At 55.0% G+C, this 23,393-nt stretch carries 24 protein-coding genes and 1 riboswitch; of the genes, 22 read left to right on the forward strand and 2 right to left on the reverse strand.

What is annotated here, in order from left to right; translation table 11 throughout:
• Positions 1–44: 44 nt before the first annotated feature.
• The 10 genes from ABIE61_RS12475 to ABIE61_RS12520 all read left to right on the forward strand — a co-directional run bounded on the left by ABIE61_RS12475 (position 45) and on the right by ABIE61_RS12520 (position 10,882).
• Positions 45–1,409, forward strand: coding sequence for an OmpP1/FadL family transporter (locus tag ABIE61_RS12475; protein ID WP_354409924.1), 1,365 nt, complete (start codon positions 45–47; stop codon positions 1,407–1,409).
• Between the two features lie 26 nt (positions 1,410–1,435).
• The gene (gene tmoA, locus ABIE61_RS12480; RefSeq protein WP_354409926.1) at positions 1,436–2,938 is read left to right on the forward strand and encodes a toluene-4-monooxygenase system hydroxylase subunit alpha TmoA; all 1,503 of its coding nucleotides are present in this window, start codon (positions 1,436–1,438) and stop codon (positions 2,936–2,938) included.
• Positions 2,939–2,958: 20 nt separating this feature from the next.
• The gene (gene tmoB / locus ABIE61_RS12485; protein WP_354409927.1) at positions 2,959–3,213 is read left to right on the forward strand and encodes a toluene-4-monooxygenase system hydroxylase subunit gamma TmoB; all 255 of its coding nucleotides are present in this window, start codon (positions 2,959–2,961) and stop codon (positions 3,211–3,213) included.
• Positions 3,214–3,218: 5 nt separating this feature from the next.
• Positions 3,219–3,557, forward strand: coding sequence for a toluene-4-monooxygenase system ferredoxin TmoC (tmoC, locus tag ABIE61_RS12490; protein ID WP_354409929.1), 339 nt, complete (start codon positions 3,219–3,221; stop codon positions 3,555–3,557).
• A gap of 61 nt (positions 3,558–3,618) precedes the next feature.
• A complete protein-coding gene (tmoD, locus tag ABIE61_RS12495) occupies positions 3,619–3,930 on the forward strand; it encodes a toluene-4-monooxygenase system effector TmoD (protein WP_354410008.1) in 312 nt (103 codons plus the stop codon).
• 10 nt (positions 3,931–3,940) lie between these two features.
• On the forward strand, positions 3,941–4,924 hold the full coding sequence (gene tmoE / locus ABIE61_RS12500; RefSeq protein ID WP_354409931.1) for a toluene-4-monooxygenase system hydroxylase subunit beta TmoE: 984 nt from the start codon (positions 3,941–3,943) through the stop codon (positions 4,922–4,924).
• A gap of 75 nt (positions 4,925–4,999) precedes the next feature.
• A complete protein-coding gene (locus ABIE61_RS12505; protein WP_354409933.1) occupies positions 5,000–5,980 on the forward strand; it encodes a 2Fe-2S iron-sulfur cluster-binding protein in 981 nt (326 codons plus the stop codon).
• Between the two features lie 304 nt (positions 5,981–6,284).
• Positions 6,285–6,710: a YccF domain-containing protein gene (locus tag ABIE61_RS12510; protein ID WP_354409935.1), complete on the forward strand. Its 426-nt coding sequence runs from the start codon at positions 6,285–6,287 to the stop codon at positions 6,708–6,710.
• A gap of 96 nt (positions 6,711–6,806) precedes the next feature.
• Positions 6,807–7,850 (forward strand): efflux RND transporter periplasmic adaptor subunit, encoded by a 1,044-nt coding sequence (locus ABIE61_RS12515; RefSeq protein WP_354409938.1) that lies wholly within the window; start codon positions 6,807–6,809, stop codon positions 7,848–7,850.
• Positions 7,847–10,882: an efflux RND transporter permease subunit gene (locus ABIE61_RS12520; RefSeq protein ID WP_354409939.1), complete on the forward strand. Its 3,036-nt coding sequence runs from the start codon at positions 7,847–7,849 to the stop codon at positions 10,880–10,882. Before ABIE61_RS12515 ends, ABIE61_RS12520 begins: the two co-directional genes overlap by 4 nt.
• A 41-nt stretch (positions 10,883–10,923) precedes the next feature.
• Positions 10,924–11,026, forward strand: a riboswitch (guanidine-I (ykkC/yxkD leader).
• Between the two features lie 32 nt (positions 11,027–11,058).
• On the opposite strand, the gene ABIE61_RS12525 is transcribed toward ABIE61_RS12520, so the two are convergent.
• On the reverse strand, positions 11,059–11,934 hold the full coding sequence (locus ABIE61_RS12525) for an IPTL-CTERM sorting domain-containing protein (protein WP_354409942.1): 876 nt from the start codon (positions 11,932–11,934) through the stop codon (positions 11,059–11,061).
• A 420-nt stretch (positions 11,935–12,354) separates the two neighbouring features.
• On the opposite strand from ABIE61_RS12525, the gene qhpR reads away from it, so the two are divergent.
• From qhpR to ABIE61_RS12570, 9 genes are all read left to right on the forward strand, one after another.
• Positions 12,355–13,392: an AraC-like transcriptional regulator QhpR gene (gene qhpR, locus ABIE61_RS12530; RefSeq protein ID WP_354409944.1), complete on the forward strand. Its 1,038-nt coding sequence runs from the start codon at positions 12,355–12,357 to the stop codon at positions 13,390–13,392.
• 128 nt (positions 13,393–13,520) lie between these two features.
• The gene (gene glnT / locus ABIE61_RS12535) at positions 13,521–14,903 is read left to right on the forward strand and encodes a type III glutamate--ammonia ligase (protein WP_254775016.1); all 1,383 of its coding nucleotides are present in this window, start codon (positions 13,521–13,523) and stop codon (positions 14,901–14,903) included.
• A 14-nt stretch (positions 14,904–14,917) separates the two neighbouring features.
• Positions 14,918–15,778 (forward strand): phytanoyl-CoA dioxygenase family protein, encoded by an 861-nt coding sequence (locus ABIE61_RS12540; protein ID WP_354409947.1) that lies wholly within the window; start codon positions 14,918–14,920, stop codon positions 15,776–15,778.
• Positions 15,778–16,512 carry a type 1 glutamine amidotransferase gene (locus tag ABIE61_RS12545; protein ID WP_354409950.1) on the forward strand — a complete coding sequence of 245 codons (735 nt, stop codon included), beginning with the start codon at positions 15,778–15,780 and terminating at the stop codon, positions 16,510–16,512. The genes ABIE61_RS12540 and ABIE61_RS12545 overlap by 1 nt, the downstream gene beginning before the upstream one ends.
• Before the next feature lie 215 nt (positions 16,513–16,727).
• Positions 16,728–17,651 (forward strand): LysR family transcriptional regulator, encoded by a 924-nt coding sequence (locus tag ABIE61_RS12550; protein ID WP_354409953.1) that lies wholly within the window; start codon positions 16,728–16,730, stop codon positions 17,649–17,651.
• 68 nt (positions 17,652–17,719) lie between these two features.
• Positions 17,720–18,052, forward strand: coding sequence for a DUF7352 domain-containing protein (locus tag ABIE61_RS12555; RefSeq protein WP_091826629.1), 333 nt, complete (start codon positions 17,720–17,722; stop codon positions 18,050–18,052).
• 102 nt (positions 18,053–18,154) lie between these two features.
• On the forward strand, positions 18,155–18,598 hold the full coding sequence (locus tag ABIE61_RS12560) for a phosphate-starvation-inducible PsiE family protein (protein WP_091826627.1): 444 nt from the start codon (positions 18,155–18,157) through the stop codon (positions 18,596–18,598).
• A gap of 30 nt (positions 18,599–18,628) precedes the next feature.
• Complete coding sequence (locus ABIE61_RS12565; protein ID WP_354409957.1) at positions 18,629–19,477, forward strand: SDR family oxidoreductase; 849 nt, start codon at positions 18,629–18,631, stop codon at positions 19,475–19,477.
• Positions 19,478–19,554: 77 nt separating this feature from the next.
• Positions 19,555–20,031, forward strand: a complete 477-nt coding sequence (locus ABIE61_RS12570) for a hypothetical protein (protein WP_354409960.1) — start codon at positions 19,555–19,557, stop codon at positions 20,029–20,031.
• Here the strand turns inward: ABIE61_RS12570 and ABIE61_RS12575 are convergent.
• Positions 20,011–20,706, reverse strand: coding sequence for a cupin domain-containing protein (locus ABIE61_RS12575; RefSeq protein ID WP_354409961.1), 696 nt, complete (start codon positions 20,704–20,706; stop codon positions 20,011–20,013). The genes ABIE61_RS12570 and ABIE61_RS12575 overlap by 21 nt on opposite strands.
• A gap of 208 nt (positions 20,707–20,914) precedes the next feature.
• On the opposite strand from ABIE61_RS12575, the gene ABIE61_RS12580 reads away from it, so the two are divergent.
• From ABIE61_RS12580 to ABIE61_RS12590, 3 genes are all read left to right on the forward strand, one after another.
• Complete coding sequence (locus ABIE61_RS12580; protein ID WP_354409964.1) at positions 20,915–21,352, forward strand: DsrE family protein; 438 nt, start codon at positions 20,915–20,917, stop codon at positions 21,350–21,352.
• 13 nt (positions 21,353–21,365) lie between these two features.
• On the forward strand, positions 21,366–21,926 hold the full coding sequence (locus ABIE61_RS12585) for a rhodanese-like domain-containing protein (RefSeq protein ID WP_354409965.1): 561 nt from the start codon (positions 21,366–21,368) through the stop codon (positions 21,924–21,926).
• A 96-nt stretch (positions 21,927–22,022) separates the two neighbouring features.
• On the forward strand, positions 22,023–23,300 hold the full coding sequence (locus ABIE61_RS12590; protein ID WP_354409967.1) for a hypothetical protein: 1,278 nt from the start codon (positions 22,023–22,025) through the stop codon (positions 23,298–23,300).
• Positions 23,301–23,393: the final 93 nt, after the last annotated feature.

Below are 23,393 nucleotides of genomic sequence, written 5' to 3' on the forward strand. Positions count from 1 at the left end.
CGTTTTGCCTGAGAAAGTATATAAAAATAAAAATGGGTGAACAGATGATAAAAATAAAAAGTGCCAGTGCACTGTTATTGGGTTCATGTGCTTTTAGCGTACATGCAACGCAGGTGTTCGACCTTGAAGGATTTGGTGCAACCTCTCGTGCGATGGGTGGAACCAGCTCCTCTTACTATACCGGAAACGCGGCGTTGATCAGCAACCCCGCTACCTTAGGGCTGGCGCCGGATGGTAGTCAGCTCGAAGTTGGACTGGATATTGTCACCACCGATATCAAAGCGCGAAACAGCAGCGGAGAGGTAGCCAATAGCAGCACAGAATCCAATAACCGTGGACCCTACTTCGCACCGCAATTGAGTTATGTCACCGAACTGGACAGATGGCACCTGGGTGTAGGGCTGTTCGCTAACGGTGGCCTGGGCACCGAGTTCGGTAACGACAGTTTCCTGTCACGGACCGAAAACGGGACCCAAACCAGCTTCGAAAACTCCAGCCGTCTGCTGGTGCTGCGTGCACCCGTCGGCTTCAGCTATGAGGTGACACCGGACCTGACCGTCGGCGGCAGCCTCGATCTGGTCTGGACTGCACTTAATCTCGAACTTCTTCTTCCTGCCTCCCAAGTTGGTGCACTCGCTGCCGGAGGTAATCTCTCAGGTGGCCTGGTGGCCCCGCTGGCCGGATTCGTCGGTCCTGGAGGTGCCGCTCACTTCAGCTTAACCCGTAACACTCCGACTGGCGGCGGTGTAGACGCGATCGGTTTGGGTGGGCGTTTGGGCCTGACCTATAAGCTGGGCGACAGCACCGTACTGGGCGCGATGTACAACTTCGAGACCTCGGTGGGGGACCTGGAGGGGAGGGCAACGCTTACAGGTGTCGCTAGTGACGGTTCTGTGTTGCCGCTACGTGGTGATATCCGCATTAAAGACTTCGAGATGCCCGCCAGTCTGACTTTGGGGATTGCGCATCAGATCAACGACCGTTGGCTGGTGACCGGCGATATCAAGCGCACCTACTGGAGTGATGTGATGGAGAACATCAATGTGGGTTTCAGCTCCCCGGCTGGTGGAATCGATATCGTACTCCCGCATCAGTATCAGGATATTACGGTGGCCTCTATCGGCACCGCTTACCGCTACAACGACAAGCTGACACTTCGCGCAGGCTACAGCTATGCGCAGCAGGCACAGGACAACAACCTGATACTGCCTGTGATCCCAGCTTATCTGAAAGAACATATCTCTCTTGGTGGTGAGTACCGCTTCGACAGCGGGTCGAGGCTGGGTATGGCGCTTTCGTTCGGCTTGAAAGAGAGCCTGGATACGCCGTCTTACCTTGCAGGCACCGAGACGTTGAACCAAAGCCACAGCCAGATCAACGCCGTGGTCTCCTATAGCAAGAACTTTTAAACCCAACCCGCACGGAGAATAACAAGATGGCGATGCATCCCCGTAAAGACTGGTATGAACTGACCAGGGCGACTAACTGGACCCCCAGTTTTGTCACCGAAGAGCAGTTGTTCCCTGAGCAGATGTCCGGCCATATGGGCATCCCGCTGGAAAAATGGGAAAGCTACGATGAGCCTTATAAAACCTCTTACCCGGAATATGTCAGTATTCAGCGTGAAAAAGATGCCGGTGCTTATTCCGTAAAGGCCGCACTTGAGCGTGCACAGATCTATGAAAATTCCGATCCGGGTTGGATCAGCATCCTGAAAGCGCATTACGGTGCCATAGCCGTTGGCGAGTATGCAGCTGTAACGGGTGAAGGGCGCATGGCGAGATTCTCAAAGGCTCCTGGTAACCGCAACATGGCCGCGTTCGGCATGATGGACGAGCTGCGTCACGGCCAGATCCAACTGTTTTTCCCGCATGAGTACTGCAAGAAGGACCGTCAGTTTGACTGGGCCTGGCGCGCTTACCAGAGTAATGAATGGGCCGCGATCGCTGCCAAGCACTTCTTCGACGACATCATCACCGGACGCGATGCGATCAGCGTCGCGATCATGCTGACTTTCTCGTTCGAAACCGGTTTCACCAACATGCAGTTCCTCGGTCTGGCGGCCGATGCGGCCGATGCCGGTGACTACACCTTTGCCAACCTGATCTCCAGCATACAGACCGATGAGTCCCGCCACGCGCAGCAGGGTGGTCCGGCTCTGCAGGTGCTGATCGAGAACGGCAAGAAGGAGGAAGCGCAGAAGAAGGTCGACATGGCGATCTGGCGTGCCTGGCGTCTGTTCGCGGTGCTGACCGGTCCGATCATGGATTACTACACGCCGCTGGAGCACCGCCACCAGTCGTTCAAGGAGTTCATGTACGAGTGGATCATTGGTCAGTTCGAACGTGCACTGCTTGATCTTGGTCTGGATAAGCCCTGGTACTGGGATCTGTTCCTCAAGGATATCGATGAGCTGCCCCACAGCTATCACATGGGTGTCTGGTACTGGCGTACAACCGCCTGGTGGAACCCGGCGGCAGGGGTGACACCGGAGGAGCGTGACTGGCTGGAGGAGAAGTATCCGGGCTGGAACAAGCGCTGGGGCCGTTGCTGGGATGTGATCACCGACAACGTGATTAACGATCGCATGGAACTGGTTTCCCCGGAAACCCTGCCTACCGTGTGCAACATGAGCCAGATTCCGTTGGTCGGTATTCCCGGCGATGACTGGGACGTAAAGGTGTTCAGCCTTGAGCACAACGGTCGCCTGTACCACTTCGGTTCGGAAGTGGATCGCTGGATCTTCCAGCAAGATCCGGAGCAGTACCAGAACCACCTGAGCATTGTCGACCGCTTCCTGGCCGGGCAGATCCAGCCGATGACTCTGGAGGGTGCGCTGCAGTACATGGGGTTCCAGTGTGTTGAGGAGATGGGTAAAGACGCCCATGACTTCGCCTGGGCCGAGAAGTGTAAACCCGAAATGAAAAAGTCGGCTTGAACCGGTTTAAGGAGTAGATGATGTCAGCATTTCCAATTCATGCCGCGTTTGAACGTGACTTCTTGGTGCAACTGATCGTCGTGGATCTGAATGATTCCATGGACCAGGTGGCGGAGAAGGTCGCTTACCACTGTGTTAACCGCCGCGTTGCGCCTCGTGCCGGGGTGATGCGTGTTCGCAAACATCAATCAAGCGAACTGTTCCCGCGGGAGATGACGGTCGCCGAGAGCGGCCTGAAACCGACCGAAGTGATCGACGTGGTATTTGAGGACTAGCCGTAATGAGCTTTGAAAAAGTCTGTTCCCTTGACGACATCTGGGCAGGCGAGATGGAGACCTTCGAGACCTCGGACGGTACCGAAATCCTGATCGTCAACAGCGAGGAGCATGGGGTGAAAGCCTACCAGGCGATGTGTCCCCATCAAGAGATTCTGTTGTCTGAGGGGAGTTACGAGGGTGGTGTGATCACCTGTCGTGCCCACCTGTGGACCTTTAATGATGAAAGCGGACAGGGCATCAACCCGGAAGATTGCTGCCTTGCTGAGTACCCAGTAGAGGTGAAGGGCGATGATATTTACGTCAATACAGAAGGCGTTTCGCCGAATATGGCACACACCTGAAGCAGCGCCAGTTGTTGCACCAATCATTAGCGAAACAGCTGAGCAAAAGAGGGATTACATGATGAGTACGATGGGTGATCAGGCCTTAAACAACAATAACGTTGGACCGATTATCCGCGCTGGTGAACTTGTGGAGCCAGTGATCGAAACGGCGGAGATCGATAATCCGGGCAAGGAGATCCGGGTGGAAGACAAGCGGGCATATGTGCGTATCGAGACCGATGGAGAACTGATCCTGACCCGCAAAACGCTGGAGGAGCAGTTAGGCCGTCCGTTCAACATGCAGGAGTTGGAGATCAATCTGGCTTCCTTCGCTGGACAGATTCGGGCTGACCAAGACCAGATACGTTTTTACTTTGATAAATCTCTTTGAGGAGGTACCCATGAGCTTTGAATCCAAAAAACCTATGCGCACATGGAGCCACCTGGCAGAGATGAGAAAAAAGCCAAGTGAATACGACATCGTGTCGCGCAAACTGCACTACAGCACCAATAATCCGGATGCGCCTTGGGAGCTGAGTCCGGACAGTCCAATGAACCTCTGGTACAAGCAGTACCGCAACGCATCACCGCTTAAACATGATGATTGGGATGCGTTCACCGATCCCGACCAGTTGGTCTACCGCACCTACAACATGATGCAGGATGGCCAGGAGGCGTATGTGCAGGGCCTGTTCGACCAGTTCAACGAACGTGAACACGACAGGATGATCCAGGATGGCTGGCAGCATACGCTGGCTCGCTGTTTCGCTCCGCTGCGCTACTTATTCCACTGCCTGCAGATGTCATCAGCCTATGTTCAGCAGATGGCCCCGGCTAGCACGATCTCCAATTGCTGTATTCTGCAAACTGCGGATTCTCTACGTTGGCTGACCCATACTGCGTATCGCACGCATGAACTCGGCCTTACCTATGGCGATGTCGGTTTTGGCGAGCGTGAGCGGGAGCTGTGGGAGAATGAGCCGGGCTGGCAGGGATTGCGTGAGCTGATGGAGAAGCAACTGATCGCGTTTGACTGGGCCGAGGCTTTTCTCAGCCTCAATCTGGTGATCAAGCCGATGCTTGTTGAAAGTGTGTTCAAGCCACTGCAGCAGCAAGCATGGGAGAACAACGATACCTTACTGCCGCTGCTAATTGATAGCCAGTTGAAAGATGCTGAGCGCCATAACCGCTGGGCGAAGGCGCTGGTCAAGCACGCGTTGGAAAACCCGGACAATCAGGCAGTTATTGATGGTTGGATCGAGAAGTGGCAACCGCTGGCAGATAGGGCTGCCGAGGCATATCTAAAAATGCTCTCCGAGGACTTGGTCCCGGAGCAATATATCGAACGCAGTGCCTCGTTGAGGAGTTCGATGCTGGCGGTCTGATGATGTTCCCCTTCTAAACTATCAGCATGCTTCCCCTTCGGCGTCGTCGAAGGGGCTTTTTCAGAGACCTTGTCTATGTTCGAAATTCAATCAGATGATCAGATGATCAAATTCCAGTCAGCAAGTGACGACACGATACTCAGTGCTGCTTTGCGAGCTGAACTGGCATTTCCTTACGAGTGCAACTCCGGTGGGTGCGGTGCCTGCAAGATTGAACTACTCGAGGGTGAGGTGAATAACCTTTGGCCTGATGCGCCGGGGTTGTCTGACCGCGAGCGCCGAAAAGGGCGGCTGTTGGCGTGCCAATGCAGTGCTAAATCCGACCTCAAGATTAAGGTGGTCAATCGTGCTGAGGGGCGTGCACTTTATCCGCCTAGCCGTTTCTCGGCCCACGTGGTGAGTAAACGTTTTCTTTCTGAGGAGATGTTTAAGCTGCAGCTGGAGGCTGAGCGGGAGGTGATATTTTCTCCCGGCCAATACTTTATGCTTGAGTTGCCGGAGCTAGGTGCCCGTGCTTACTCAGCAGCTAATACGGTTGATGGTAACAAGCTGACCCTAATTATCAAGGCGGTGCCGGGTGGGAAGGTATCCCGCGCACTGGCAAAGGGCTCGATTGAAACGCTACAGCTGGACGGGCCCTACGGGGTATCAGTACTGAGCACGACAGATGAGCAACGGTCGGTGTTTATCGCAGGGGGATCTGGTATTGCGCCGATGGTATCGATGGTAAATACACTGATTACCCAAGGCTACGAGAAGCCAATAACAGTTTTTTACGGTTCACGGCTAGAGGCAGAACTGAACGCCGCTCAAACGCTGTTTAGCTCTGCCGAAAACTTCAAGCTGGTGAATGTACTGTCTAACCAAACTGATGACTCTGGGTGGAGTGGGGCAACCGGCTTTGTCCATGAGGTCATTCCCACGTATCTGGAGAGTTTTCAGGGAGCTGAGTTTTATCTGTGCGGTCCGCCGCCCATGATTAGCGCCGTACAAAAGCTGCTGATGCTAGAAAATAGGGTGCCTTTTGAAGCTATCCATTTTGATCGTTTTTTTTAAGGAAATAGGGGACGTTTTTAAGGTCCTCACACTCACCCTGTAATGCTTGCCTTCAGGTCGGTTATGTAGTTTTTATGCTGCTTCAAGTGTCGAATATCACTCGGCTGCAGAGTAACCATGTTTCAGGATCTACGTGAGCGCTCTAGCTCAGTGGCCACGAGACTGCTCTGGATTCGAAAGTGGTGGACAGGTCAGATCGTCATCAAAGATGACGAGCATTGGGTCTGGGAGGCGCGGTAGTGCCATGGCATGGAAATAGTGAAACAATACCCCGATATTTCTGAGCTGTTGAAGGATCATTCAAATGCTGCGTGTACTGGGTAATATTCTCTGGTTCGTGTTGGGTGGTGTGCTGATGGGGTTGGCCTGGTGGCTGGCCGGCTTGCTGGCGTTAATCACCATTGTGGGTATCCCTTGGGCGCGTTCATGCTTCGTAATCGGCAGTTTTGCCTTTTTCCCGTTCGGCAAGGAACCGGTCAACCGTCGCGACTTGACGGGTCGTGACGATATTGGCACTGGGGTTTTGGGGCTGATTGGCAACATCATCTGGTTCATTTTTGCCGGTATCTGGCTGTCGATCGGTCATTTAATGTCGGCACTGGCCTGCTTTATCACCATCATTGGCATTCCTTTCGGCATTCAGCACCTCAAACTGGCGATGATTGCGCTTGCTCCGGTGGGTCAGACAGTGGTCCGCAGTGATGCTCGTTTCAACACCCGGCTTGAGTAACCAGCCGATATTCAATACGTTACGAAGATATATTTGTTGTCTCTAATGTTTTACGATTGGGTCAACTGAATCGACGCGACCATCGGGTATATTGCCATGCGACTGACACTTCCTCTGATTCTGCTTTCTCTGCTGCTGGTCGGGTGCAGCGGTGACAAATCCGCTTCGCCAGAGACAACACCGGCTCCCTGGGTCAGAACAGTGGCAGTGCAGAGTCATGACAGTGCGTGGGTGAAATTGTCGGGTACGGTCAAGGGACGTCACGAAATCCCTGTCTCGTTTCAGGTCCCCGGTCGCATTCTGGAACGGCATGTCGATGCTGGGCAGCGAGTGGTAGCCGGGCAGCTGCTGTTTCAGCTTGATACACGCGACCTGATGGCAACGGTGCGAGTGGCGGAAGCCGAGGTCAAAACCGCTGAAGCGGCTTTGGCGATTGCCCGCAGCGAGTTAAAGCGTCAACAGCAACTGGTTGAACGTGATTTTGTAAGCCGGCAGACACTGGATCGTTTTGAGTTGGCGTTGCGTGAAGCGGAAAGCCATCGTGATGCCGCACTGGCGGTGCTGGCACAGGCGCACAACGGCCTTGGTTACGCCAAACTTGCAGCTGACAGGTCGGGTGTGCTGACCGAGGTCAGTGCAGAGCCGGGCCAGGTGGTGGCCGTGGGGCAGCCATTGGCGGTGTTGGTTGAAGATGGTCCACTGGAGGTTGAGGTATATCTTGCCGAAGGTGTGCGTCCCCCCGAAGGTGGCAAGCTGCAACTGGAAGACAGGATGCTACCACTGAGCTTACGTGAGGTTGCCGGTGCGGCGGACCCGCAAAGCCGCAGTTGGCGTGCGCGTTACCGCATTGAACAGCCTTCTGACGCCCTGAGCCTGGGTACGGTGGTGCAGGTACTGCTGAACCAGGATCAGCAGGGTGTCACGCTGAGTGTGCCGCTGGGGGCGTTGGATGAGCGCAGCGGCGGCCCGCAGGTGTGGCAGGTGTTGGAGGGCAAGGCACAGCCTGTTCCGGTTGAGGTTCTGTCACTGGAAAGCGAGCAGGCCAGAATTCGCGCTTCACTGGCCGAGGGCAGCCGCATTATTGCCTTGGGCACCCATCTGTTGACGCCGGGAATGGATGTGAGGGAGCAGGCACAATGAGCTTTCCCAACCTCTCGGCGCTTGCGGTACGTGAGCGCTCCGTCACGCTGTTTTTCATCATTCTGTCCGTGTGTGCCGGTGTGTATGCATTCCTTTCACTGGGGCGGGCTGAAGATCCGGCCTTCACCGTTCGCGTGATGGTGGTGTCGGTGGTTTGGCCCGGAGCAACCCCGCAAGAGCTGCAGAATCAGGTCGTTGATCGACTGGAGAAGCGCATCCAGGAAGTGGAATATCTGAACAAGGTTGAAACCACTGTACGTCCGGGGCGTGCGGATCTGCAGGTGGAGTTTGAAGATTTTTCGCCCAGCGAGGTGGTACCCGATCTGTTTTATGAAGTGCGCAAGCGGATGCAGGATGAGGCCGCCAGCCTGCCTGCCGGTGTGATCGGCCCCATTGTGAATGATGATTTTTCGGATGTGTACTTCTCGCTGATCGCCCTGACAGCCCCGGGCATGCCGATGCGCGAACTGACACGTGAAGCCGAGTCGATTCGTGATCGTTTGCAGCGTCTGCCGGGTCTGCAAAAGGCGCTGGTGCTGGGTGAACGCCCTGAGCGTGTATATATCGAATTTGACATGAATCGGCTCAACAATCTTGGCCTGACCCCAGAGCAGATATTTGCTGCCATCGAAGCCAGCAACAGGATGGTGGCCTCGGGGTTTGTGGATCTGGACGGTCCGCGAGCCTATCTACGCATTGAGGCGGACCTGGCCGACCCTGAACAGTTGGCGGCGGTGCCGCTGAGAGTAGGAGGGCAGCTCATCAAGTTGTCTGACCTGGCTGAAGTGCGACGGGGATATGAAGATCCACCGAGCTATCTGGTACGTGCCAATGGTAAGGACGCCATTTTGCTGGGTGTCGTGATGCAATCCGGTCAGAACGGGCTCGAATTTGGTGGGCGTCTTGAAGCCTTCATTGCAGACGAGCAGTCGCGCTTGCCTCTGGGCATGTCGTTGCAGATGCTGACCAACCAGACCGAGGCGATCAGTCAGGCGGTTAACCTGTTTCAGGTCAAGTTTCTGGTCGCGGTTCTGGTGGTGATGGCAGTGAGCATTCTGGCGATCGGTTTTCGTGCCGGCCTTGTGGTCGGGATCGCAATTCCGGTCACCATCGGCCTGACGTTCCTGCTGATGAAAATGGCCGGCATCAATCTTGACCGCATCACATTGGGGGCGTTGATCATCGCACTGGGACTGCTGGTGGATGATGCGATCATCGCGATCGAGATGATGATCGTGAAGATGGAGGAAGGCTGGGACCGCGTGCAGGCGGCCAGCCATGCCTGGAATGTCACGGCGGTACCGATGCTGTTTGGCACCCTGGTTACGGTGGTGGGGTTTGTGCCGATTGGGTTTGCCCAGTCCGGCGTGGGCGAGTATGCGGGCAATATTTTTTGGGTGCTGGCATTCGCGCTGTTGATCTCCTGGCTGGTCGCAGTGACCTTTACGCCCTATCTGGGTGTAAAGCTGCTGCCGGACTATCATCGGCACACCCCCGGTGATCTGTATCAAACGGTACTGTATCGTCGTCTGCGTGCCTTGATTGGCACCTGTGTACGCTTTCGCAAGACGGTGGTGGCCGCAACGATAGGCGTGCTTGTAATGAGTGTGATCGGCATGGCTACACAGGTACAGAAGCAGTTCTTCCCCAGTTCGGACCGCCCGGAGGTACTGGTTTCGGTCTACCTGCCACAGGGCAGTGCCATTGGCGCGACAGATGCAACCGTGCGCAAGCTGGAAGCGATTCTGTCACAGATGGAAGAGGTCAAAAGCCTCTCGGCCTATGTGGGAGCCGGTGCCCCTCGGTTCTTTATTTCGGCCAATCCCGAACAGCCTGACCCTGCCTTCGCCAAAATCATTGCCATTGGAGAGGATGCCGCGGCCCGTGATCGCATTATGGCTGAGCTGGATCGGCATATTGCCGCAGGCGAGTTCTCCGAGGCGCGGGTGCGGGTGACACGACTGCTGTTTGGACCGCCCGTGGTCTGGCCTGTCAGCTTTCGCGTTATGGGGCCCGATGCCAATGAGTTGCGACGTATTGCACATCAGATACGTGAACGGATGGAAGCACATCCCAATACCGTGATCCCGCATCTGGAGTGGGACGAGCGGGCACCGAGTTACCATCTGAATATGGACGCTGAACGCCTGCGCCTGATGGGGCTGACGCCGAACGAGGTAGCGAGACAGCTTCAGTTGCAGCTGAATGGACTTGCTGTCACCGAGGTACGGCAGGATATCCGCAGTGTGCAGGTGGTGGCGCGCAGTGCGCGTGACGGTGTTTTGCTGCCGGAAGTGCTCGAAATCAAAACTGCAGAAGGCCGAAAGTTGTCGCTGCAGCAGCTGGGTGAGCTTGAAATCCGCTATGAAGATCCGGTGATCAAGCGCTACAACCGAGAGCCTTTCCTGGCGGTGCAGGCAGACGTGCAGGGGGCACAGGCACCGGATGTGACTCAGGCCATCTGGCAGCAGATGGCACAATTGCGGGCCGAGCTGCCATCGGGCTATCACATCGACATCGGCGGTTCTGTTGAGCAGTCCGGCAAGGCGGATGCCTCCATTCAGAAGTTGCAGCCGGTGATGCTGGCGCTGATGCTGATCTTCATCATGCTGCAGATGCGCTCCTTCTCGGGCACTTTCATGGTGGTGGCTACGGCTCCGCTTGGGCTGGTGGGAGCCGTGGCAGCACTGCTCCTGTTCCAGCAGCCATTTGGCTTTACGGCGCTGCTGGGTCTGATCGGCCTTGGGGGGATTCTGATGCGCAACACCATGATTCTGACCCAGCAGGTGCAGGACAATTTCGACACCGGCATGGCGGTGCGTGACGCCGTCATTGAAGCAGCGGTGCAGCGGGCACGCCCGGTGATTCTGACAGCACTGGCTGCGATGCTGGCCTTCATTCCGCTGACGCTGGATCTGTTCTGGGGGCCTCTGGCCTATGTACTGATCGGTGGCGTGGCGGTGGGTACGCTGATTACCCTGCTGTTTGTACCTGCGTTGTACGCGCTCTGGTTCAAGGTCAGCAAGACCTGATACGGCTGCATGCTGCCGACATTACGCGACAGACAATTTGACCAATAGTGCGCCAGGGTTCTGGCTGCACAGTTGCTGTGACTGGTCCGAGAGCACTCGATCTTTCAGTGAGGGGTTGCACGATAGGACAAAAGCCCGGCAGATGTGCTGCAGGGCTTCATGGTTGCACTGGTCTGTTACGCTTTGGTCTTGCGCATTCCAAACATGCCAAACAGGCCAAGCAGGCCACTCAGAGCGAGTATGCCGAAAAGGGGCAGGGTCGGAACAGGTGTTACCTGTGCTGGTGCTGGCGGTGGCGCGGCCACATCGTTATCAAGGGCCACGCCATTGATATCACTCAAATTCTGTCCGGAGTAATTGATGTCCAAGCTGACAGCCGGGTCTACCACCACGGTAAATGGCTGATCACCGTCTATGTTCGTATCATCAACTGCTGTTACATTGAACGTTGCCTCGAAGCCATTACCGGCGGCAAGGATTACCGTTGCGGGCGTCACCGTTGCTTCGGCCCCGGCGATACTTACATCAATAGAGATATTATTTGTGGGCGCTCCAGTCACCGATACGGTTACAGTCTGCGATGTTCCCTCGGTTAGATAAAATGCGCCGCCACTGGCAGGGTCCATGACAATGGTATTGATGCCTTCGATGTTTCGATTGGTGGCGCTAACAACGCTCGAAGAGGGTGCGCCGTTGAATGAAGCGGTACCTCCTGCCGCGGTCGTAGTATGCCCAATCGTATACATGACGTCACCATCATTGCCGTCGCCTGATGCACCGGGCGTAACGGTGATCGTTTGTGGCACGTCCCAGTTGGCATCTGTGAACAAGACTGCGCCACTGACCGTCCCCTCAGTCACGTCGCCGCTCGATGGTGTTACCGTGACAGTCTCGCCAGCGCTGGGCGCTTGATCCAAAACCACAAAGTAGGTGACCGCTGAGCCGTCTTCGTTGGTCAGCAGGGTAGTAGGTTCTATGTTGACCTGTATTGCGGCAGTTGCCTGGGTGGCAAGCAGCAAGGCAGCCCCAAATACTGGAAGGCGGTTATACATGGTTATTATCTCCAAAAAGGGGCTTGATTTGGCATAGTCATCGACGGGCGTGGTTCGGCTTGCTAAACAACACCGCAGCCGTAACCTGATTTTGAGCTTAATAGATGGAGGTGATCATCGCAACATGCAATCTTTAAGCTTGGCCGGTGCTGAAGAGATCACCGAGTATGGCAGTTGGAGACGCTGGTTGGCGATTCGTCAGGCATAATCGGTTTGTCCTTTTTATTGGTGCTGCGCCAGCCCTTCGTTGGCGCGCCCTGATTTGTGGCAGGGTGTTCAGGCGTGCCCCACCTGGGAGCGGAAACGGACGGTTTTATGTTGTCATGGGATCAGGTGCGGTGCCTGCTACCGGATTATGCTCTGTAGTGGCCTGCTTGTTGCATCCGTTCTGTGTACGAATCACAGATCAGGGTCTGCATCATGTTGTTGAATACCAAACGAGGCCCTGCCAGCAACCATGTACCCTCTAGTGTGCTGGCATCCGTCACGCTGGGATTGGAAGAGTTCATTGAGGCACAGGGCGGACACAGTGCAGAAGTTCTGGCACGCTCTGGCTTGAAATCCGGCCTCTATGAGAAGCCTAATCACCACATTCCACTGAAACATTATTGTAACTCCATGCATGAGGCTGCGCGCTCTACCCATAACGAGCACTTTGGGCTCTGGTTCGGTGAGCAGTTCGACCCTGAAGGGCTGGGGCTGTTCGGTTTTCATGCGATCACCTCGCCAGACTTGCGGGCGGCGATCCACAGTATGCAGGAGTACTTTCCGGTATTTCAGCGTAACAGTCTGCTTCAAATGACAGTCAGCAATGGCATCTGCCAGCTTGAATATCGTCTGTTGGATGGCGATATCATGGACCGGCGCCAAGACGCCGAATTGACAGTAGGCATGCTCAATAATGTACTGCGCCGTGCCATGGGTGATCAGTGGTCACCGCTCGAAGTACACTTTCAACATCCGGCGCTGGTTGATGCGGGGCAGCATCGTGAAGCGTTTCAGTGTGATATTCGGTTTCGGCAAGAGAGCAATTTGATCCTGTTCCGTGAGTCCTGTCTGAATCAGCCGATGCCTGATGCCAATGCAATGCTGAACAATGTTACCCGTGGCTCCATTCTGGAGTTGGCTGGTGTGGTGCAACAGAATCTGAGTACGGTGCAGCGCACCAAGAGTGAAATTATCGAGCTGTTGCCCAGTGGAGAGGTCAGCCTGGATCGGGTCGCCAGCCGGCTCAACCTGTCATCGCGCACGCTGCAACGTCTGCTGTCAGCGGAACAACAGTCGTTCAAGGGGGTTATCGATGAAGTGCGTGAGGAGCTGGCCATTTGTTACCTTGGCTATGAGCGCCTCAGCATTTCCGAAGTGGCCTACCGTCTGGGTTACTCTGAGGTCAGCGCGTTCACTCGTGCCTTCATCCGCTGGAAAAACATGAGTCCCAGTGACTGGCGGGTGCGGTAATTTCCCTCTTTGATATCCGGTGCCAACGAAATGGCGCCAGAAGTCAAAACTTCAGTTTCTGCAGTCAACTGCTTTTCCCACCCCCTCTGAGACACTGAAACCGTCCAACATCTACGAGGATGGTTTCCATGTCACAGATGCCAAATGTTCTGCCTTCTGTATGGGTTTGCCCACCAGAGAACGCGCTTGAAGAAGCCTGTCTTTTTCTGGAGCGTCATAACGTCAAATATATATTGGCTCAGTTTGTCGACCTGCATGGCGGCATCAAGAGCAAAGCGGTTCCTGTCCATTGCCTGAAAGGTCTGTCTGAAACCGGTGCAGGTTTTGCCGGTGGTGCAATTCTCGGTTTCGATATGACACCGCAAGACCCTGAATTCATGATGGTCGCTGACCTGTCCACGTTGGCATTGTTGCCCTGGTTGCCCGGTTACGCCTGTATTCGTGGTACCGGTATGGTTGGCGATGCGCCTTATCCGCTGGACCCGCGCAATGTATTGGCGGCACAGACCGCACGCTTGAAAGCGCGTGGCCTGCGTTTCATGACCGGTCTTGAACCGGAGTTCTATCTGCTCAAGCGAGATCAGGAGGGCAGAGTGGTTCCGTTTGATTCCACTGATACCCTCGACAGGCCAACGTATGACTATCAAGGGTTGACTCGCAACGCCGCATTCCTTGAAGGGCTGTACGACGCGCTGACGGTGATAGGGCTTGATGTCTATCAGATTGACCATGAGGATGCCAACGGCCAGTTTGAGCTCAACTTTAAATACGATGAAGCGTTGCAGTCGGCGGACAACATGCAGTTCTTCAAAATGGCGGCGAAAGAGGTTGCCAATGATTTGGGGGCGATTTGCAGTTTCCTGCCCAAGCTATCCGCCACCACCACCGGTAATGGCATGCACGTACATTGCTCGCTGGTGGATGAAGCCGACAATAACATTTTCCATGATGCTAATGATCCCAGCGGCATGGGGCTATCGAAAACGGCCTATCAGTTCATCGCCGGTGTCATGGAACACGCGCCAGCACTGGCTGCATTGCTGTGTCCGTCGGTCAACTCATACAAGCGCCTGATCACGGGCACACCGCAAAGCCCAAGCTGGGCACCCGTTTTCATCGCGTATGGCGATAACAACCGCTCCGCCATGCTGCGTATTCCCTATGGTCGGATTGAAGTGCGTATCGGCGATAGCAGCATGAACCCCTACCTGGCTACGGCTGCCATCATAGCGGCCGGTTTGGATGGGATTGATCGTGAGCTTGAGGCCCCAGAAGCTCATTCCATCAACTTCTACGACCTGACTCCCGAGCAGGTAGATGAACTTGGTGTTGCCCGCTTGCCTGAAAACCTGAATGAAGCCTTGAAAGCACTGGCTGAAGATACCTTTCTTGCCGAAGCGTTGGGCGAACGTCTGATCGACAGTTTCCTGCGATTGAAGCGGCAAGAGTGGCATGAATACCATCGCGCCGTTTCCGAGTGGGAAATCAACCGCTATCTGACTTTTTACTGATTGGAGCATCCAACATGATCACACTGACTCAAGCGCAGATCGCCCAATTTCGTGAAGACGGGTTCCTGATCGTCGATAAGATCATTGAACCGGAAGCCGCTGCCGAGATTCTGGAAAATTTTGAAGGGGTTTTTGAAGGACACTATCAAACGGGCATCAAACCGGATGAAGTGAATCTGCCAGTGGGTGAGCCGCCCTTTACCAAGCAGATCTGTAATGCGTGGAAATCAGACCTTTCCGTTGCCCGCCACATCCTGTCCGAGAATCTCGGCAAGGCATGTGCAGAGCTGGGCGGATGGGATGGTGTCCGGCTGATGATCGACAATCTGTTGTGGAAGCCGGTGAACGGTCGCTCAATCGGTTTCCATCAGGACAGTATGTACTCGCTCTGGATCGACAAGCCTGAGTTGGTGAGCTGCTGGGTAGCGCTGGATAAGACGACGGCTGATGGTGGCACGCTGGTATATATAAAAGGGTCACACAAATGGGGTGAAGCCAAACCGATCATGCAATTTCATGGCCCCGAAGATGACCTGAAAGAGGTGCGAGAGTGGGCCAAAATCCATGGTTTTGAGCTGGAATTGGTACCGATTGTTGTGCCTCCGGGAGGCGGTGCTTTCCACGATGGCTGGCTCTGGCATGGTTCTCGGGTCAATAAGGCTGATGTGCCGAGACGCGCATTGGCAGCACACTTCTTCCAGCATGATATTCAGTTCAATCCGGAACGGATAAGCATCGGCAATGGCCCGATCTACGGCAAGTACAAGAAGCTGGGCTCCAACGAAGTAGATGAAGGCTATTTCCCGATCACCTACCGCGAAGACGGCTATCGCACACCGGGTCTTGACGAGTATCTGGAGAAAGGAGTCGTCTGATGAGGATTGTTGCCATCATGGCTGGCGGGATGGATGGCCCCGCCGAATCGGGTCGTATAGGCGAAGTCGTTGCAGAGCGTGGGGGAACCCTGCACTGGTTCTATCGCCGCAAGGGTGATGTGCTGCCGCTGGATATTGACGCGTTTGATGGCCTGATCATCTTTGGTGGTGAGGTCAGTGTCCATGACCCGCTGCTTCAGCCCTATTTCGATGACCTGGCTGATCTGATTCGTCGGTTCGCCTCCGCTCGCAAGCCGGTGCTGGGATCTTGTCTGGGGTGTCAGTCAATTGCCTATGCCTTTGGTGCGGCAGTTAAGCCACAGGGCTTTCTGGAGTACGGTTTTACGTCATTGCAACTGACTGAAGCGGGGCAAGACGACCCGCTGTTGAAAGGAACTGAGTTACAGCCGAAGCTGTTCGAAATGCATTCGGACACGTTTGACCTGCCTGAAGGTGCTACGTTACTGATGAGCGGTAAGGCGGTCAAAAATCAGGCCTATCGTCTGGGCGATCTGATCTATGCCTTCCAATGCCACTTTGAAGTGACGCCGGAGATCGTGGATACCTGGAACCGCCGCGAGTTGCTTGGCGATCCTGCCCAGGATCAAGCTCACATAGCGGAACTTATCGCACAGGCACAACAGGACTTTACGCAGTACCAGGCGGCGCAGACGGACTTTGCTCGCACGCTGGTTAACCGTTGGCTGGACTTGATCGACACCACTCAGGTTTAGAGGAAAGCGCATTGGCAACCAGGATTAAAAATATCCTCGCCTTGGCGATGATTCTGCCGGTGTTCTATCTGGATACTGATAAAAAATCCTGATTCGGTCGTACCACGACACGCCACCTTCGGGTGGCGTTTTTGGGTTCTGCACTCTGAATGAGGTTTTGTGTGACTGAGGTTGAGGTAGACTCTAACCCTGACAGTCAAGAATCGAGCTCTGCCATGTTGAATAGACTGAACTTCCGGCACCTGTATCACTTTTGGGTTGTGGCCCGAGAAGGCAGTATGGCGCGTGCTGGCCAGATCCTGGAGTTGACACCGCAAACGCTGAGTAGCCAGGTCGCTGCGCTTGAAAGCGAAATGGGTGGGCTTCTGTTTCGTCGAGAGGGCCGGGGGTTGCGCTTAACGGATCTGGGGCTCAGGGTTCAGTCCCATGCCGATGAGATATTTGAAGCGGCTGAAGCGCTTGAGCAGGCTATGGAGGTACCGCTGGAATCACGCCCTATGCGCTTGGCTGTGGGCGTTTCCGCATCCATTCACAAGCTTATTGCCTGGCGCCTGCTGGAGCCTGCGCTGCAGCTGGAGCGTGAAGTGAATGTGGTGTGTGAAACGGGGCGCACACGGTATCTGTTGTCCGATCTGGGCAAGCGCCATCTGGATGTGGTGCTTACGGACCACCCGCCGGTGCTGGCGCATGATTCGGGCTTTCGTCTGCATGAGTTGGGCAGTTCTTCGATGATGCTGTTTGCTGCGCCCCAATTGGCCAATACGTTAAAAGGACGTTTTCCAGCGAACCTTGAGGGGCAGCCGTTTCTGGTGAATGCCGTGGATGCGCCGCATGTCAGTCAGTTGATGCAGTGGTTCAATGATCAGGGGATTCGAGTCTCAGTCCGGGGCCAAGTGGATGACAGTGCGTTGATCAAGGTGTTTGGTCATCATGGTATGGGCGTGTTTGCAGCGCCTGCCATGATTGCCGATGAAGTCTGCCGTCAGTACGAAGTGGAATGTTTGGGTGAGGTGGAGGCAGTTCAGGATCGCTTGTTCGCCGTGACGCGCTCAAGTCGAATCCATAACCCCGCTGTTGAGGCTATTTGTGCCCGTGGTACCCAAAACCATCAGATTAAATCTGATGAAAGAGACGAATAAATCTGCTTTTTTCTTTTGTGATGCTTGGCCAATATGAATCCGTAAGCAATCAGAAGAGGGCCACGGCCATGAAAGCAATTCACAAATACCATCTGGATGCGTCCGATTCACTGACCACACTGCGCCTGCGTGAAGGTTTCCGCATTGTACGCTTCGAGTATCTGGTGGCTGAAAAAGGCTTGTTCCTCTGGGCTGAAGAGCCGCTGAGGGCCGACGTTCCTTACGTCGATGCGAGCTTCAAGGTTACCATGACCGGAAAGCCGGTGGCGATGCATTATGAATACATGGATACGGCGCTGGACCCCTTCGGGCCAGAGGCCTACCACCTGTTCAGGGTGGAAGAGAGCGCGGCGCCTCAGTCACCCCATACGCCGCCGCATCTTCGCAACGTAGCGGCCTGACCCAGCTGCTAATTGACACCCCCTGGGCCGGATAGCAGTAGCTATCCGGCCCTTTTTCGTTCAGTATGATTTTCAGCCTGCTCAACCGATCAGGAGTCAGAAATGGATTATAAAGACAATGATGCCCGGTTAATGGATTTCCTTAATCGGCTGATCAAGTGGTCTGTTCGGCTGTTGGCCATTTTGATGGTTTTCGTGATCATTATGGGCGTTGTTGACGTGGGCTGGACGCTATATGAGAAGCTGCTGGCCGCTCCCAAATACATCCTCACCATTTCCGACATGCTGGCCACCTTTGGTGCCTTTATGGCGGTACTGATCGCCATCGAAATCTTTATCAATATCACGATCTATCTGCGTGACAACGTTATCCATGTCAAAATCGTCATTGCGACCGCTCTGATGGCCATTGCCCGAAAGGTGATTATTCTTGACCTGGATACCACGCCGGCTGAATACCTCTGGGGCATGGCACTGATAGTGGTTGCCATGAGTGTGGCCTATTGGGTGGTACAGCGTTATGGCAGTGAGGAAGGCGGGCACTGACCGCCCGCGAGGAATATTGAAGGAATATACGTGGAGAAAACGATTCTGGTTACCGGTTGCTCAACCGGTATAGGGCGTCACTGTGCGCTTGAACTGAAAAAAGCGGGATGGCGCGTACTGGCAACGGTTCGCAGCCCGGAAGATATTGCCTCGCTGGAAGCTCAGGGCCTGGAAAGCTTCGTGCTGGATCTGGATTCATCCGAGTCTGTTCGGGCCGGGTTTGAGCAGGCCATGATGTTGACGGACGGCCGTCTGGATGCGCTGTTCAATAACGGTGCCTACGGCCAGCCCGGGGCCGTTGAGGATTTGAGCCGTGAGGTATTACGAGCCCAGTTCGAAACCAACCTGTTTGGCTGGGTTGAGCTGACGAACCTCGTGATTCCTGTCATGCGTCGGCAACAGAGTGGGCGAATCGTCATGAATTCGTCGGTTCTGGGGCTGGTCGCGATGAAGTACCGTGGCGCCTATAACGCCTCCAAATTTGCTCTGGAAGGGATCACCGACACCTACCGTCAGGAGCTGCATGGCAGTGGTATTCATATTTCACTGATTGAACCGGGGCCTATCACCAGTGCCTTCCGGGAAAATGCCCTTGTCGCCTTCAAGCGTAACATTGATACCGAGCACAGTGCACATGCGGATACCTACCGGGGTGTTCTGAATCGGCTGGAAGCGGGTGAACAGGAGGGCTCGGCTTTTACGCTGCCGCCGGAAGCCGTGTTCAAGGCGCTGCAGTCTGCTTTGACAGCTCGATCTCCAAGGGCACGGTACTATGTGACCGTGCCGACCTACCTGCTGGGGTATCTCCGGCGCGTGTTGCCGGCCCGTTGGCTGGATGCAATGCTGCGTCGTGCAGCGGAGAAGGAGAATACTGCCTGAGTATAGTCAAGGGATTCCCATCCCGGTCGGTCATCTCTACACTCCCGGTTTCTGTCAGTCATCAAGAGTTGTTACCCGTGTTGTCGTACCGCATTTCAACCCGATATTACCGAACCCAAACAGCCCGCCATCTGCTCTGGATGCTTGGGCTCGTAATTGCCGTTGTGATCAGTATCTACTATCTGTTTCAGGCATCGGCAGTGGCTGATTTCTTGGTTCCGGCTTTGGGTGTTGCGGCCTGCTCGGCCTATTTCATCAAGCTGTTTCAGCATGTACGACAGGGGCGCACGGCGTACCCAGAAATCGAGCTGGATAATCAGGCGAAAACCCTCACCCTGGTTCAGGGGGATAACCGAATTAAGGTCGATATCAGTCATATTCTCGACCTGCGCCTCAAATACCGCAGCTATCACCTGGAACAGATTCAGATGACGACTCAGGAGGGCGAGGTACTGCGGCTCGAAGGCTATGATGAATTGGAAGACCTGGGGGCCGAGCTTGAGTTGCTGACACTCAGCCATAATGTCAAACGGTCAAAGATCCGTATCCGCTGATTGAGATTGTGAGTTCAGCGGTAAATGGCCTGTTTTCACAAATATCACGGTTTCCTGCTCAACCCATGGGAAATGTTTGCTCAAGTGCGGGCTGCGTAGCCAGGTGCCGGCGGGATATACGCCGTGCTCATCCCGAAACTCGCCTGACAGCACCAGAATTTCTTCGCCACCAAAATGGCGATGCGGCTGAAAGCGTTCGCCGGCTGGCCATCGAACCAGTGCGGTATGCTCGGTTTCGAAGTGGTGCAGCGGCATCACTTCAAGCCCTCCCTGTCCCGGCTGCCATGGTGCACTCTGGGTGTCGATACCTACTTGTACCAGATCGTTTGGGCTGAAGTGATTCAGTTTCACGAACAGCGTGCATCCCTGTCGGCTGAAGGGTGCGTGTTGGCTACCGGGTGGATTTCGGATGTAACTGCCGGCCGGGTAGTCCCCACTCTCGTCTGAAAACACACCTTCCAGTACCAGAATTTCTTCACCCAGCGGGTGAGGGTGGCTTGCAAACGCGGAGCCGGGCAGATACTGCACAATACTGGTGGTGTGGCCGGACTCTTTGGCTTCCCGTTCCAGGGGCTTGCGCAACACCCCCGCCGCAGGGCTGGTGATCCAAGCCATGTTGGCTGTTTCAATCACAACGTGCTGACTGAAGTCCATGTTGAGCATTGTCGGTATCATCATTGTTCCTGCAGGAAAGTTTTCTGTTTAATCATAAGCCTGTGCATTGTAGTACGTTGGTTGTCGCATAACAGTTTGACCTTTAACCGGCCCGGGCGGAGGGTATCGGCTTTACAGTGGCGGGGGAGTGGTGTAGTTTGCCTTGTTAATTAGATTATTCGCATTTAAATGATCCATATTCTTAAATTGAATAATAAAGGTGATATCCATGAAAGCAGGCAAACTTACCGCATTGCTGCTGGGGGCCAGTTTGATGGCTCCGCTGGCGGCTCAGGCTGACGACCATCAGGTCGAAAAGGCACTGATTCTGGTCAACAGTGGGTCGCTGCAGACTCAGGGCATGGCGATGGTGTTGGGCAACGCTATGCAGCAGCAGGGTACTCAGGTTGATGTACTGCTGTGCGACAAGGCAGGGGACCTGGCTCTCAGCGAAACCGCCAATGAACCCCTCAAGCCACGTGATGTGACCCCTGAACAGCTGCTGATGAAGCTGCAGAAAGGTGGTGCCAATGTAAACGTGTGTGCGCTTTATCTGCCCAATGGCGGTCATGACAAGGCAGCCCTGCGCGAAGGTGTTGGCGTGGCGACACCGCCTGCCATTGCCAAACAGATGACGTCTGAAGAGACGCGCGTATTCAGCTTCTAAGGAGAACAGCTTAATGAAAAAACTGCTGACACCGCTGCTGCTCAGTGCAGCTCTGGCGATGCCGATGACGGCTGCACAGGCGAATGATGAAATCGGCATTACGCCTGAAGCGACCTATGAGTTGGTACAGGAAAAGCGTGATGAGGTGCTCTTCATCGATGTGCGTGATCCGGTTGAGATCATGTTCATCGGTTTCACCGACGAGGTGGATCTGAACATTCCCTACCTGATGGTGGACCGTAGCCAGTGGGATGCGCAGAAAAACCGCTTCCGCCTGTATCAGAACCCTGACTTTGCCGCTCAGGTAGAGCAGGCACTGATACAGCGTGGTCTGGACAAGAATGCGACTGTCATCACCATGTGCCGTTCGGGCAGCGAGCGTGGCCTGCCCAGTGCCGAATTTCTGCGCGAGAACGGCTTTCCCAATGCGACCTATGTAATTAACGGTTTTCAGGGTGACAGCATCAAGGCTGGAGACAATGCCGGGTTCCGCATCCAGAACGGCTGGCAGAACTCTGGTTTGCCCTGGGGCAGCAAGCCAAACCCTGAAAAAATCTACCGTATCGACCGCTGATACTCCCGTGGCGGGGCCTACAGGTCCCGCTCTTGCGCCTGTCGGCTTTTCGGCAGGCGTGCTATTCTCGCCGCCTCGTTTTTTCGCCCGAGGTGCATGTTGTTTCTATCAGGCTACCTGTTGATCGGGATGGCATTTGCCGCTGTCCTGAACGCATTTTTTTCGGTTCTTCCCGGCTATCTTATAGGTGTTCCTGTCTGGATCTCGGCCCTGCTGCTCTGGCCGCGACTCAAGCCAGCGCAGCGCAAGCAAACCACTGTTCTTCTGCTGACAGGTGCCCCGCTGCTTCTGTTTGGTACGGTCTATGGTGATGACCCACAGTATTTGCTCAAGGCACTGGAAGCCAACTATTTGGTGCTTGCCATGCTGGTTGGGGTCAGCTTTCTGCGCCTTGTCGCCATGCAGGGGGTACACAGTGATGAGCAGCTGCCGCGTGGCCGAACGGCACTGTGGCAGACCCTTCTGGGGGCGCACCTGATCGGTTCGGTGATCAATATTTCATCGGTACTGATTGTGGGTGATCGGCTGTCTGCTCGTCAGCCACTGCAACCGGTTCAGGCACTGGTATTGCTGCGCAGTTTCAGCATCTGTGCCTTCTGGTCACCGTTTTTTGCAGCCATGGGGCTAACACTGGTAAGCGCCCCCGGGGCGGAACTGAAAACTTTGGTGCTGTTTGGCTTGCCGGTCGCGCTGGCAGGTCTGTTATTCAGCATGTGGGAAGTGGCGCGAGCACCTGCTGTTGAGCAGGCGCGCGGCTATCCCATGCACCTGAAGGCATTATGGATGCCGCTTGTGCTGGCCGTTCTGGTGGTGATCTGTCATGAGATATGGCCTGCGATCAGTGTGCTGACGCTGGTGACACTGATCTCCATTCTGTTTGCCGTCAGTTGGCTGCTGCTGCGTCAAAAAAGACAGGGTGGTCGACGTCTGCTGAACCATATTCATGAAGGCCTGCCGGGCCTGGCAGGAGAGGTGATGCTGTTTCTGGCCGCTGCGGTGCTGGCGGCCGGTGTAGCGTCCAGTTTGAACGCGTTTGATCTGGCTCTGGCACCGGAACACTATGGTGCTCTGGAAGCCTGTATCACACTGTTGGTACTCATATTGCTCGCCTTTGCTGGCATGCACCCGGTGACCAGTGTGGTGCTGGTGGGCAGCATTCTCGCACCGAGCGTGAGCGACCCGAACCTGCTCGGGTTGACCATGCTGATGGGGTGGGCACTGGGTGTGGGGTTGTCCCCTCTGTCGGGAGTTCAGCTTAGCCTGCGGGCACGCTATTCCATACCGGCTGTCCAGTTGATGCGGCTTAATCGACTCTATGCGCCGGTGATGTTGCTGGTGTGCTGGGCCATGTTGTGGCTGTTTACTCGGATTTGAAGTTTTTTCATCTGGGCGACTGCCATTTCTTGAATGCAGAACAGTTTCTTGAGTTTGCCCACAGGCTGGATAAAAGGTTCTAAAGTACTGATT

The sequence above is a fragment of the Marinobacterium sp. MBR-111 genome, from assembly GCF_040547585.1.
Taxonomy (GTDB): domain Bacteria; phylum Pseudomonadota; class Gammaproteobacteria; order Pseudomonadales; family Balneatricaceae; genus Marinobacterium; species Marinobacterium iners.